Source organism: Paraburkholderia graminis C4D1M (assembly GCF_000172415.1).
GTDB lineage: Bacteria > Pseudomonadota > Gammaproteobacteria > Burkholderiales > Burkholderiaceae > Paraburkholderia > Paraburkholderia graminis.
Window position 1 is genome coordinate 1 of the sequence record NZ_ABLD01000034.1, and the last position, 12,698, is coordinate 12,698.

9 protein-coding genes are annotated in these 12,698 nt (G+C 56.8%); 5 read left to right on the forward strand and 4 right to left on the reverse strand.

Annotated elements, in window-relative coordinates; genetic code table 11:
• A partial coding sequence (locus BGRAMDRAFT_RS30035) for a galactose oxidase early set domain-containing protein (RefSeq protein WP_044021995.1) occupies positions 1–568 on the forward strand: 568 nt, incomplete at its 5' end.
• Positions 569–1,398: 830 nt separating this feature from the next.
• Here the strand turns inward: BGRAMDRAFT_RS30035 and BGRAMDRAFT_RS30045 are convergent.
• Positions 1,399–2,313 carry a tyrosine-type recombinase/integrase gene (locus BGRAMDRAFT_RS30045; protein WP_006052674.1) on the reverse strand — a complete coding sequence of 305 codons (915 nt, stop codon included), beginning with the start codon at positions 2,311–2,313 and terminating at the stop codon, positions 1,399–1,401.
• Positions 2,314–3,060: 747 nt separating this feature from the next.
• Here BGRAMDRAFT_RS30045 and BGRAMDRAFT_RS30050 point away from each other — a divergent pair.
• Genes BGRAMDRAFT_RS30050 through BGRAMDRAFT_RS34775 form a run of 3 tightly spaced genes read left to right on the forward strand, consistent with a single transcriptional unit; the run spans position 3,061 to position 8,281 of the window.
• Positions 3,061–5,841: a hypothetical protein gene (locus BGRAMDRAFT_RS30050; protein ID WP_006052675.1), complete on the forward strand. Its 2,781-nt coding sequence runs from the start codon at positions 3,061–3,063 to the stop codon at positions 5,839–5,841.
• The gene (locus tag BGRAMDRAFT_RS30055; RefSeq protein ID WP_006052676.1) at positions 5,838–6,851 is read left to right on the forward strand and encodes a hypothetical protein; all 1,014 of its coding nucleotides are present in this window, start codon (positions 5,838–5,840) and stop codon (positions 6,849–6,851) included. The genes BGRAMDRAFT_RS30050 and BGRAMDRAFT_RS30055 overlap by 4 nt, the downstream gene beginning before the upstream one ends.
• Positions 6,851–8,281 (forward strand): hypothetical protein, encoded by a 1,431-nt coding sequence (locus BGRAMDRAFT_RS34775; RefSeq protein ID WP_006052677.1) that lies wholly within the window; start codon positions 6,851–6,853, stop codon positions 8,279–8,281. The genes BGRAMDRAFT_RS30055 and BGRAMDRAFT_RS34775 overlap by 1 nt, the downstream gene beginning before the upstream one ends.
• Positions 8,282–8,360: 79 nt before the next feature.
• Here the strand turns inward: BGRAMDRAFT_RS34775 and BGRAMDRAFT_RS34780 are convergent, their stop codons facing one another.
• Together BGRAMDRAFT_RS34780 and BGRAMDRAFT_RS30070 are read right to left on the reverse strand one after the other, a co-directional pair.
• Complete coding sequence (locus BGRAMDRAFT_RS34780; protein WP_232292388.1) at positions 8,361–8,699, reverse strand: carbon-nitrogen hydrolase family protein; 339 nt, start codon at positions 8,697–8,699, stop codon at positions 8,361–8,363.
• 408 nt (positions 8,700–9,107) lie between these two features.
• On the reverse strand, positions 9,108–9,404 hold the full coding sequence (locus tag BGRAMDRAFT_RS30070; protein ID WP_044021997.1) for a helix-turn-helix domain-containing protein: 297 nt from the start codon (positions 9,402–9,404) through the stop codon (positions 9,108–9,110).
• Between the two features lie 946 nt (positions 9,405–10,350).
• Between BGRAMDRAFT_RS30070 and BGRAMDRAFT_RS30075 the strand changes: the two genes are divergently transcribed.
• Positions 10,351–11,013, forward strand: a complete 663-nt coding sequence (locus BGRAMDRAFT_RS30075) for a type IV toxin-antitoxin system AbiEi family antitoxin domain-containing protein (RefSeq protein WP_006052680.1) — start codon at positions 10,351–10,353, stop codon at positions 11,011–11,013.
• Between the two features lie 88 nt (positions 11,014–11,101).
• On the opposite strand, the gene tnpC is transcribed toward BGRAMDRAFT_RS30075, so the two are convergent.
• Complete coding sequence (gene tnpC, locus BGRAMDRAFT_RS30080; RefSeq protein ID WP_006052681.1) at positions 11,102–12,694, reverse strand: IS66 family transposase; 1,593 nt, start codon at positions 12,692–12,694, stop codon at positions 11,102–11,104.
• Positions 12,695–12,698: the final 4 nt, after the last annotated feature.

Below are 12,698 nucleotides of genomic sequence, written 5' to 3' on the forward strand. Positions count from 1 at the left end.
TTCCCGAGTCAATCCAAACGTAAACCAGGCGTTCGCACAGCCTTTCTCGGACGACACCGCGGTGCTGACTCCCGAGTTGTGGGACCCGACGACGAAGGTCTTTTCGCAACTCGCGCCGCAGGCCGTGCCGCGGACTTATCACAGCGTTGCGCTCCTATTGCCGGACGGCCGGGTGCTCAGCGGCGGCGGCGGTTTGTGCGGTGGTTGTGCGACCAACCATACGGACATCGAAATACTCACACCGCCGTATCTGCTCAATGCGGATGGTTCGGCGGCCACGCGGCCGACGCTCAGCAACGTACCGGCCGACGCGCAACTCGGCACGTCCATCGCGGTGAAAGCCACTACTGGCGTGAAGGCGTTCGCGCTGATGCGTTTGTCGTCCAACACACATGCAGTGAACAACGAGCAGCGACGCGTGCCGTTGAGTTTCACGATCGGTACGGCCGGCGAATTCATCCTGAAGATTCCCGCCGATCCTGGTGTTGTGATTCCCGGCTACTACATGCTGTTCGCGTTGAACACGAACGGCGTGCCGAGCGTGTCACGCACGTTGCGCCTCCACTGATGACGACGTCGACAACCTCGCGCCTCGCGGCTCGCTGGACGGTTTGCCTGGCGCTACTTGGCGCTGCGCTTTTTGCGCATGCTGAAGAGCGCTGCAAACCGGACGATCTTGGGTGCGCGATTTTCACCGGGCAACGTCCGGCAGCGGCGCATCTGCGCGACGACAATCAAGCGCTGCCGGAATGGACGACGCGATGCATCAATTGCCACACGCGGACGGAGCCGGCGCCCAGCTTTGCGCCGCCGCTGACACGCGGCTACTTGCTTGACGCAAAGAGCCGCCGAGGCGGGCCGCCGAGTCAGTATGACCCGGTGGCGTTCTGTCGAGCCATCGAGGACGGCATCGATCCAGCAAGCGTGCTGCTGCGTAAGTCGATGCCTCATTTCCAGTTGTCGCGTGCCGAGTGTGCGGCGCTTTGGCGGTTTGTTACTGGGCCTTGATGGTGAGGCGGTGAAAGTGCGGTGGGAACAATCTGTGTGGGCATGCCTCTATACCTGGCGGGGCTTTGGAGGAGGACTTCCTCTGAGAGACCATAGTCCGACGATTGTGAAAAGTGTGTGCCCAAGATCTGCTGGCCGCGAATTTGAGTGAAAGTATGTGGTCGATCAGTAGCCAAGACCGACGCGAGTCAAGGTGTGTGCTCGGCGAGTTATCTGATCGATACGAGATAAAGTACGGGGTGGGCACGGCTAAAACCTTGTCAGCGAAAAAGCATGTCTTATCGAAAGGTCGTATCGGTGGAAAAGAATCGAGTCCAGAGTGGGATGTCTGCCGCTCTGCGATCTTGTGCCTACGGCATGCCCGCTGCAATTTCAAGCCGAGAAATTTCATTAGCCGCGGGCTGACCGACCCGGGGCTAACATGTCAAGATAACGCCGTGCTGACTGTCGGTCTTTCCACCCGACGTACTCCGCAAGCATCCTTTCGTCCCACGCGTTTGATCCAGCCCAGATCGCGAAGCCGTGGCGCAGCGAGTGGCTGCTGTATTCGTCTGCATCCGGTATCCCCGACGATCTCAATATTCCGCGCAAAAGCGGCGTGATGCTTCCGCTTGCGAGAGCACTGTCTTTGATCTTTCCCCAGCGATCGATGCTGCGAAAAACCGGGCCACCGGTTAGCCCGGATGCAGCGATCCAAGCTTCATAAGCGGCAACAGGACACAGCCGCGTCCGAGCAGCAGTGCGGAGGGCCACATGACCGTCAGGGAGCTCACAGTCCACACGCGGGATATAGAAAGTGATGCTGCGTCCACTATCTACCGTCACTTTTTCAACCTCTAGGCGGGTCAGTTCGTCGGAACGGAATCCTCGCCAGAAACCAATTAGCACTAGCGCCCGATTCCGCAAATGTGGGAGCTTCCGCGCGCCGCGCTCGAGTGCGAGTTGCTGATTCAGCCACGAGTCGACCGTCTCGAGCTGCTCGAAACGTAAAGGGCGGGCCTGTCCGCGCACCGTGCTTTGCAGGTGCTCTATGCACTTGAGGACGCTTTTGACGTGCGCGGACCCGGTAGGATCAGGAAATTGTTGCTTCTGATGCCAGTGGCTGATGGCGGCCAACCTGATATTCAATGTTGCGAGGGATAGGGCCGCTGCGTGCTCACGAAGATACCGCGCAATCTCACGAGGCGTACCGGGCAACACGCCTTGCCACCTGAACTGGTAGTCCTGTATCACCTCGTCGTAGGACAGTTGCTCGTCTTTTTGATTGGCGGCTTTGTCGTTGCGATCGGTGGGGCTGTCGCTCACTGGTCACCTGCGATAGTAATGGACAGCTTTCCAGACATCGGGCTTGTTGACGGTATGCCGGGATCAACACGGCAGAAATTGAAGCACGTTATCCCGATTCACCGCCCTTACGGCGTGGACGCTCAAATGCCTCCCAAACTTATTCGGGGCAATGGGCTCCGCTATCTCGTTTTTTGTGTGTAGTTACTTCATGCTGGCCCTTATCAGTGATGGGAGCCGCAACGGTAAAGTGGCATCTTCGGCGCTACTGCCGTCGCGAGAAGTGCGACGAGCAAATCAATTCAGCAACGCGGCTCTGCATCTCGCCGTTGAAATACAGTTATTCACTTCTGTTTGACCGCACAGCATTATTCTACACGCTATTCGCGGCGATCTTTCGGTGGATGGTATTGGGTCGATTAAAATACAATTAATGCGACTTTAAATACATAACACGTAAAAATAAAATGGCCTCTATCACATGCGATTTTCAGAAGATTCTGGAAAACTCGCAGTGAATGTCGTTGAAAAATCTATTGTCTTCCCCTAATAATGTGGAATCTGAAAACAAAAAAGCCGACTGGCGGGTCGGCTTTCTCGCGAGGTCCATCGAAGATGCTTTAGCGGTGCTATCCACTAACAACAGGGGTCGGGCGATCTTTGCAGGGATCCCGGCCACCCGCGTCGATTTGATTTTCTACCATTCACGGGGAAAGTCAAGGGGATTCTTTTTGGCGGCGCGGGCGTGCGTAAGGAGAAGAATATCTCATGCCTCGTCTTTTCAGCATGTCCCCGGGCTTTTCGCGCGACGGTGAAAGCGCTTCCAGGATAATCGGGCATCGCTCTGATCCGGAAGCCAACTTCTGGGTCTTCCACTCCAATAAGCGCGACAAATTGATGGTGGCGCAGACCGACGTTGTTTTTGCCTGTTCAATTCTTTTTGAGATGAATCCGGAGATCGTCTCGTACGGGCCCGCACCTGCCCAGAGCCCCGACGTAGAGTTGGAAATGAAAGATTTCCGACCTGATGTGGTAGTTCGGTACGCAGACGGCCGGCAGGAGCTAATTTGCTGCAGAAGGGAGCCAGGCAGCTCAAAAAAAGCAATGTCAAAGCGGCTCCCCGTAGGAGTTCGTTTGATCACGGGTCGCGATATTGTCGAACGCCGAATCGAACTGGACAATTGTCTGTTCTTATCGGCTTCAATCACTGCCGTACTTGACTACACGTCGCCCGCAGCGAGATTCGCGATCCTGGACCGATTTGGGCCGGGGACGCAAGGCACGATCCGACAGATCCTGGGCATCCCCGGGATTGACCCAGCCCTTTTGAGGGGGGCGATGGCAGCCCTTATTGCAGAAGGCACGTTGGTGACTGACCTGACGATGCTACTAACACTGGACACCGTAGTGGCCAACATTACGGGCAGTGGTGCCAGCACGTACAAAAGACCTCAGCGCACCTCGGCCAGTGGCATGGCGCCCGAGGCTAGTAATCCGCCCGCAGGCGGGAACGGGAAAGCTGAGGCCTCCGAGGATGCGACTGCATCCTTCGGTACTGGCACCTCGCGCCGGACGCTGATTCCGCCAGAATATCGCTTTGCCCAGTGGCCGGCTCCTGATGAGGTTAGCCTCCCAGAGAAGGCTCGGAAAAAGTACCGGGAGAAGAAAGCCGGAATTGACGCTTACCGGAAAGGCATGTCTTTTGAGGACATCAAACATGATTACGGGATGTCGGAAAATGAAATATACCGTGTGGTAAAACGATGCGTCACGCCCGCCGGCCCCGGATCGATTCATGGCTACTTTGCGGTGCTACCTTACTACCGTATAGCCGAGCCAAGAGACGGAGGGGCGGGTTGCCGAAGCAAGTCCGAAGAAAAGGGCGGCGACGCCGAGGATAAAAATCCTGGCGGCCCTTGGGCGTGGACCAGGCTGCTTAAAAGTGTGGTCGGGCTGGAGGCGTTTCTTGAAGATATCGTGTTGGACCATCCGCCATCGGATGCAGGTAAGAGGCTTGACGTCGATGAATGCTGGAAGAAGATGAAGGACTTCCTGGCAACGAAAGGAGTTGGGGCTAAAGACTATCCCCTCACCAACGCTGATTATGGCCGCGACGCGCTCAGGAAGCATATAGAGACAATCCGCAACCGACACGCACAGCGGTATATCGGGATCTATTACGGGGAAACTTCTGCCAAGCGCGCCCGACAGATTGGAGGAACCCCCGCGCGCATCATCTGCCCGGTCCGACCTGGCTCATTCCTGCAACTTGATTACTACCGTATAGACAAGGCCACCAAGATCGCCCGGCGCAACCCGGCCGGTGAACTTTTCGAGGAGACATTGCCACGGTGGTACGTTGCCCTGCTTGTGGACTCGCTCCATTGGTCTGTCTTATCACGACATCCGACTCTTGAGATCAATCCGAGCGCGGCCAGTGCTATTGAAACTCTGGATCGGTATGTCCATCCGGAGCAGTATCGTTTGGAGAACGACCCGCATGGCGACGACCGTCTGTTTTTCGAACAGTTCGGCTTGACTGGCAATTGCTTCTGCGTTCTGGCGGTTGACAACGCGAAATGCAACCTCACGGACAACTTCATCAGAGCCGGCATTTACACCTTTGGTTGTGCAGTCAATTTTGGGCCCACATATAACTGGGTGACGCGAGCAGTCTGCGAGCGAGCAATAGGCGATATATCGAGACGTGTCAATGACATGAACGATGGGGAGTCAGCGGTTGAGCTCAACACGTTCATTCTCGATCTTGCTCGAGCGTGCAATCAGCACAATTCCGACCGCACCGAACGGCTGTGCCAAACATCGCCATCCACTGCGTTTCGGAATGCATTGAACGATGTGAGCAAGGGGCTCGTGGCCGCGCCGCTTGCTCGCGAGGCGGTCGCAGACAGCAAATATCTTGATCATTATTTCGACGCAGCGGTACGGGGCAATTTGAAGAAAGGAGTCATGCCACATTGCAACACCTTGGGACGACGCTATTCAAACGACGAGTTGAAAGGGCACCCGGAGCTGATTCAGCCTGGCGGATCAAACGTCACAAATCTGACTGGCAGGATAAAGCGCTGGGACCTTCGTGACGCCCAAGGCGCCGTAAACAACACTCCGATAGGAAAACTCGAACCGGACAGGCAACGTGGGATAAAAATCTCTGTATCGGACTGGACGTTTTTTTACCGCGTCGGCGGCAACTTGAAAACTCGCGAACGACTGGACCGTGTGGATTCAGTGCCAGAAAGGGAGGCGGCAGACCGGCGGTCCCGAAGCGCAACAAGCAAAAAGCCAGGAAAGGCGAGTGCTCCAGCGCTCCAAGAAGAGCGTCAACTCCGCCGGGAAACCTATCATGGTCGTCGGGAGGTCGTTGAAAATTCCGCCGCCGATGATGACGGGAAGTCAAAGGAGCCGGCCGAACCGGCAAAGCCCGTGAGGGCGGTGGAATTGCAGGAGCAGCAGGGTAGGAACATCTGGGAAGGTGGCGCAGACCGGTTCGGTCTAAATGTTATTCGTGGCGGCAGGAGGTTCGGATGACTGACACTCAGCCTGGTACACCGCCGCAAGAGGTCGAACAGCCGCAGCAATCAGACATCTTGTCGCAGAATCAGCGCACCGAACAGGAGCTATTGCTTAGGCATCCTTTTTATAGTGCGCCAGAGCTCCCAACATCGCCAGCCATCCAGGCATACCTGATGTGTAAAGACGAATTTCTTTATGGCGCTTCTGGCTTCACCCTACTCGGAGAGCGAGGCAGTGGTCGAAAGATTGCATTGCTGGTCATAAGGAATTTATTCCAGCACGAATTTCCGGAACTTGCAACCGCAACCTGGGCGCCGCTTCCCAGTGAATTAACAACTGCTGCAGGAACATGGCGTTCGCTACTAGCAGCAGTTAACCATCGTTTCTGGGGAGGGGCCAGCCAGGATATCACGAGCCGACTGGAAAAAGTGATTGAAGAGCGAACGGCGATAACCGGCGTGTACAGGTTTGTACTTTTTGTACAGAACATAGAAACGGTGGACGGGGCGACGCTAGAGGCGCTGGCTGGTCTGAGGGACAGCCTTCAGGTAAAAGGGATTCAGTTATTTGTGGTGGGTTCCAGCGAGATAAACGCGTTTCGCGCGAGGACTGACGGTATGACGGGTCCCACAAAAGAAACGATCGAGTCGCTGTTGGGATCGGGCCATGTATTACGGCCGCTTACTTCTGCATTGGACCTCGTGTCGGTACTGCACGCGCTTGATACTCTTCCTTATCCAGACGCGGGCGGTGTGACATGGGTACAATTTTTTGTTCCGCGCGCCTTCGCGGCCGGCTTTAGGCTTTCGGACCAAGTGGCGACGTTGAAGGGGGCTGTAGACGCGTACGCCGCAAACGGTCGCGTGACGGCCCGTTTTATTTTCAAGACTATCAAGCGCATGCTGGGGGAGGCTTCGAAAGTTGACCAACCGGGACTTACGATCGGCGTCGATCAGTGGAAAAGGGCCATGGGACTCGTTCTGGGTGACGGCATTACATATCTTCCCGCGCCCACGGAAGAATAATGTCACCAGTGACTAACGGGCAGGTAACCGGTGAAGCCTTTACGCGCTTGCCACATGAATCGACCTTTTCGGTTGCGGCAAGAATCATGTGGCTGAACGCACTTCCATTTGGCAAATTTTCGAAACTGTGCGGCGTGACGTCTGGACGTAAGGATTTCTTGGCCGATGACGGCCGGATTGATCGCCATATTAATCGGCTGATGGGATGGGATAACAAAGAGTATCCCGGGACAAGCGATGCAAAGTGGCTGTCGGCTTCTTCTCCCGAGGTGTGGTTTGTGGGCAGACTACGACTGTGTCCGGAGTGCATGTTTGGGCTTTATCACAGCGTATGGCATCAGTCGAAGGCCCTTGAACGTTGCCCGCTCCACGACTGCCCGCTTGTGAAGGCTTGCTGGGCTTGCGGGGAGGAATTTGGGACCTACGAATTCCACGGTGCGATACTACGGACACCATACGACTGCGTGCATTGCGGCGCCTCTCTTACTGCAGGAAGCGCGCCGTCTATACGTGAACACGTGAAATTCCGCGGGTCGATGAATATCAGCGGGGTATTTTCGCCATATCTAAGACAGCATAGGAGGGCAGTGCGCGGCATGCTTCCGCTTGCGCCATTTGCCAGCTCTATGAACACCCATGCAATCGACGGTTGGTGGGGAACATCAACGATGATTTTTCAGATTTCCCGCTCGGTAAGTACATGCGCGCTCGACCAGACCTTGCCGGAGGCTGGACTGTCATGGCTGCTCTGGGAGGACGAGAATGTTGCCTCGGGAAATGCTGTCGATGATGCCGCACGAAAGAATGCAAATCGCCGTCTGGATGAAGCAGACCTTGTATACATGGCCACACTTTCAGATCTTAAGTCCTGGCTGACAGAAGCGTATGGACATCTTTTTCCCGATGAGGCAACCCCGATACTGGTCGGCGATGATGGTCAGTTGCTGCGCGACGTTGCTCCCGCGCCGGTGATGGCATATATGCTGTTGCGCGGGGCATGGGAAGGCGATAGACCTCAGAGCCTACGCTCACCCATTGGGAATGCCCGCATTATCCGGTGGCGATCGCCTGCCGCACGGATCTGGCCCACTACCCTGAACGAACGTGGCTGGGAAGCCGTCTTCCGGGGTACGTTCGCGGCGTTCTACTGGAAATTACAGCACACGCGGCTCGCATACGCGGAATTCACTGCGGCGGCAGGGTTCGATACATATTTTCAGTATCAGCTTTCCCCAGTTTTGCGCATCTCGGCAATTGTGTTCCCGAAAGTTGAAGGTCTTCCGCTTGGCCACTTCGATCCGCCTCGTATGCGTCTTCATGACGCCATGACGCTGTTGCGAAATGTGCACCACCATAACAGGAAGTTGGACAACGACCTTCGTGTTTTGCTTAACCCGGATTTCGATACGTACGCGGCCGGTTCACTGTAGGGTGAGCGCACATCGAACGAACGGGTCAGTAATGCATGGTTCCAGGCCTTGTACACGACTTGGCACTACGCTCGATGTTTCATGAGTGGAACGGCAGGAAATCTGGGATCTCTGCCACGTGGAGTCCGGGTGCGGTTCCGGCATCGACAAGCTCGTGCCCATTGGGAGACAGGATCATGCTGCCTCCAGAATTGTGGCCGGCCGGATAGTCTTCATCACTGACGCCGTAGCCGGCCACCATCCAGTAAGCGTTTAACCGATGTGAGGACCGCAGACCCGGGGGGTCGGGACAAGTTTCGATACCCGCCTTTCTGTGCGACGCCGAAACCATCAATATCTGCGCGTCCTCCAACTGGAACATATGCAAATGATCGTCGGCGAGAAGTAGCCCCTCGTCTGGCACGATGTCCTGAAACACGCCGGCTCTCGCGAACTCGGTGGCAACATAGCATGCCCTCGAATCGCCGACCATGGTGGTCCCGGATGAAACCTTACTGCTTGTAAAGAGCCGGCCCTCGTACGCCGCATAGGCAGAGCGACAAACCCGATGTCCCAAGCGTGTCCTCACTCCAAAACCGATGAGCGCGTGCTTCCGACTGCTTAGTTCCGTGACATACGAAGCGAGTTGCGAGCTTAGAACCTTCTCAGCCCTTTGAGAGCACGCGGTTGATGGGGTGGGCAAAACCAGCACGTCGAATTCTTCGCGGCAGACAGTCCGTTCGACGGCCGCTATGAAAGTTGAATGCTTGCCGGCGAACCAGTCAGACTCGGCCTGTATGACAGCAAGGAGCATAGGGGTCTCCGGCAACGGCAAACCGGGGCCGCGTTAGCCGTCAGAGAAATCGTACTTCCTGATTTCGTCAATCTCCGAGCGAACGACCCGCCCCAGTTCGCGAAGCTGTCCTGGAGACAGGTCCACTGTGTAGGCGTAGTACAGAACGCTAAGAGGATGAACGCCTATAGCCCCCGCGATTTCATCGAGCTTGTCTAGCGTCGGCGTCTGTTTTCCAAGCTCGAGTGCGCTCAGGTACGTCCGACTGGAGACGCCAAGGCCGTCCTGCGAGATGCCGCGCATCTTGCGTGCTGCTCTCAATCCGCGGGCCAGGCCAAGACGAAGCGACATCAGTCATGTGATTAAATTCGAAGATGCCACTTTCGTTCGATGCACACAATTACGCTACAATTGATAGTGTGCAATATGTAACTGGCGCCCACCTCTGGGCTTTACGTCGCTGAAACAAAAGGGTTCGAGGCTGGATGTCACTACGCTTCAGGCGGTGACGCCAACGACTTTGGATCATTGATTTTTCGTGGAAAGATGCTGTTCACAAAATCACCGTGGGAGACGCCGTTTCGAGTGAGGCATGACCCGTTTAACCGTTGGCGCCTCGCAGGCATCCATCACATATCTACAACCTTCCTGATTCGTGCCGCAGATGCCCGACCCAACGACCCAAACTGTTACTCGTATATCGTCGCAGACCCTGAGATTCTTGTCTCTACGCTCGAGGCATATCGATCGGCCAAGCCCCGTTTGTTTGCGATCGAGTGGGAAACGCTGATTCCTGTCTCGAGTCTGTGGTCATACACGCATACGGAAGGCGGCGGGAATCTGCTCGCTTACGCGGACGCGAACGGACATTTGCGTGCCTGCAAATCTCAGCAGGCCGATCCACTTACTGCGTGTGACAAGGTACTTCTTTGGGCAGGTGGCGACTCAGATACGGTATGCCTCGCTTGATACGAGTATGGCTTGGAGCAGAGGTCAACCAGTAGGAAGCAGCGTGCGAGACCATGCCTAAATGGCGTTGCGCCAGGGGTTGCTTAGCTGCGCCGTACTTGCTGCTTCCATGCGCAAATCAGGGGCACCGCGGTTCCTTGCATCGACAATGCGGTTGCCCCGCCGCAGAGAGACGGAAGCCCAGGGCGACATTGACGGAGATGATCGCCCTGGCCGCAAGTGGGCCGGAATTCCGTTTTGCTTGATCGCCATCATGCTCGCCACCCCACGGGCACGTTGCCAACAGTGACCGTTTCTGTTATCGGGAGCGGATGGCAAAGGACCTAAGATGTTCAATGCTACCGAAATCGTGCAGTTCCTGATGGACTTCGCACCACGATCGCAGCCGCTTGGTCTGCGCTACTTTGCGGCGTTTGAAATCGACGCGGAGCAGGTGGGTCAGCTCGTGCAACAGGGGTGGTTGCGACGCTTATCGGACGACGCGTATCTGCTACGCGGTGATCAGCCTGGCATTGATGGAACAATTGCCTACTTACGTTCGCATATTCCGGACCTGCACGTTGGGGGACGAACGGCCCTAGAGTGGCATCGGATGGTGCACCATCTTTCGTTTCGTGAGCGGGTCGATCTGTGGGGCGATGGCTGTGTCAGTCTCCCCATATGGGCGGTGGAAAGGCTCGCCTGCTCTTATTATTCCCATACTCTGTTCGATGCAAGAATGGATCAGAATTATGGGTTGAAGCCGCTTGCATGGCGTCATGTGCAGGTGATGGTTTCGGTCCCGGAGCGGGCCATTCTCGAATACGTCAGCGTGTCGCTTGAGCTAGCCCTGATTGAGGGGGTGAGAAATTTGATCGGTAGTCTGAGAAACATTCGACTGAATGTTTTGCAGACGCTGGTGGATCACTGCCCGCGCAGGGATGTCGTGTGGGGACTGAAGTTTCTCGCGGAGGATGCAGGCCTGAATTGGGCCCCACGGTTGCGCGCGTGATGCACGCTCTTGAACGGATACTTCGCTTGCTTAGCCCTGCTTTTAGGTAAGCGCGGCAGCAGTGACGTCTTGACCGGGATCGTGATTGTCAGGCTGGACTGCGGAGCTGATCGGCGACGACCCACGGTGTGAGTTCGTGAACGCGATTGATCGCATGGTCAGCGATGCGTGCGAGCACGTAGCGCAGATACGCCTCAGGATCGATGCCATTGAGTTTTGCGGTGCCAACCAGGCTGTAGATGGCGGCGGCACGTTCGCCGCCAGAGTCTGCTCCAGCGAACAGATAGTTGCGGCGCCCGATGGCCACTCCGCGTAGCGCGCGCTCGACTGGCAGGTTATCAATTTCGAGCTGGCCATCATCGCAGTAGCGTGTGAACGCTTCCCATCGGTTCAACGCATAGAGGATCGCCCGACTCGTGTCAGATTTGCGCGAGAGCGTTTCGAGAGTCGTCGTGAGCCACGCATGGAACTGGTCAAGTAACGGCCGTGCGTGCTCGTGGCGATAAGCGCGGCGCTCGTCGGGCGGTTTGCCTCTGATCGTTTCCTCAATCCGGTATAGCGCGCCGATACGCTCGAGCGCTTCGGTGTTCAACGCATTGGGGCGCGCTGCGTGTAGTTCATAGAACTGTCGTCGGGCGTGCGCCCAGCAAGCTGCCTCCGTGACACACCCGGTTTCGTAGATGGCCTGGTAGCCACCGTATGCATCGGCTTGCAGTGTGCCGTTGAACGATCTGAGGTGCTGCTGCGGATGGATACCCTTGCGATCCGGCGTGTAGGCAAACCAGACCGCCGGCGGCGTGATGTCGGCCGATGCACGATCATCGCGCACGTACACCCACAAGCGACCGGTCTTCGTCTTGCCGTTGCCCGGAGCAAGCACGGGAACCGGCGTGTCGTCGGCATGCAGTTTCGTCGCCGACATCACGTGAGCACGCAGTGTTTCAACGAGTGGCTGCAGCAGCGTCGCCGCGTGACCGACCCATTTCGCAAGCAGCGAGCGATCAAGCTCGACGCCTTCTCGCGCGTACATGACTGACTGCCGGTAAAGCGGTATGTGGTCGGCGAACTTCGAGACCAGCACGTGCGCCAGCAGCCCTGGGCCGGCGAGACCACGCTCGATGGGACGGCTCGGTGCAGGTGCCTGAGAGATGTGGTCGCAACACACGCAGGCAAACTTCGGACGCACATGACGGACGACCCGGAAGCTTGCCGGTACGTACTCAAGTTGTTCGGCGACGTCTTCGCCCAGCGACTTCATCAGGCCACCACACTGCGCGCACTTCCCGGCGGATTCGGGCAAGTGCGTCTGGATCTCGCGCGGCAGATGCTCGGGCAGTGGCTTGCGCGGTGTCTGTTGCACAGCCGTGCGCGGTGTCTTCGGGATTTCGACCGGTGCCGCGCCTTCATCAGTCTCAAGCTCTTCGAGACGCAGTTCCAGCTGCTCGATCTGACGATCCAGCTTCTCCGACTTGCGACCGAACTGCATACGGCGCAGCTTGGCAATAAGCAGCTTCAGGTGTTCGACTTCGGCTGCGCGCGAAGCCAACGCGGCTTGTTGCGAGTCGACTGTTTCTTGCAGTGCGAGCACCTGAGCGTCACGCGCGCGAAGTGCCGCCTCCTGGCTGAGCAGCATGGCCTTCAGCGTTTCGACATCGTCGGGAAGTGGGTTCGCGCGCGTCATGCGA

Excerpts from the sequence above, each read along its gene's own strand:
- BGRAMDRAFT_RS30050 (WP_006052675.1), top strand. The coding sequence starts at position 3,061 with ATGCCTCGTCTTTTCAGCATGTCCCCGGGCTTTTCGCGCGACGGTGAA.
- BGRAMDRAFT_RS30055 (WP_006052676.1), top strand. The coding sequence starts at position 5,838 with ATGACTGACACTCAGCCTGGTACACCGCCGCAAGAGGTCGAACAGCCG.
- tnpC (WP_006052681.1), bottom strand. The coding sequence starts at position 12,694 with ATGACGCGCGCGAACCCACTTCCCGACGATGTCGAAACGCTGAAGGCC.
- BGRAMDRAFT_RS34775 (WP_006052677.1), top strand. The coding sequence starts at position 6,851 with ATGTCACCAGTGACTAACGGGCAGGTAACCGGTGAAGCCTTTACGCGC.
- BGRAMDRAFT_RS30075 (WP_006052680.1), top strand. The coding sequence starts at position 10,351 with ATGTTCAATGCTACCGAAATCGTGCAGTTCCTGATGGACTTCGCACCA.
- BGRAMDRAFT_RS30070 (WP_044021997.1), bottom strand. The coding sequence starts at position 9,404 with ATGTCGCTTCGTCTTGGCCTGGCCCGCGGATTGAGAGCAGCACGCAAG.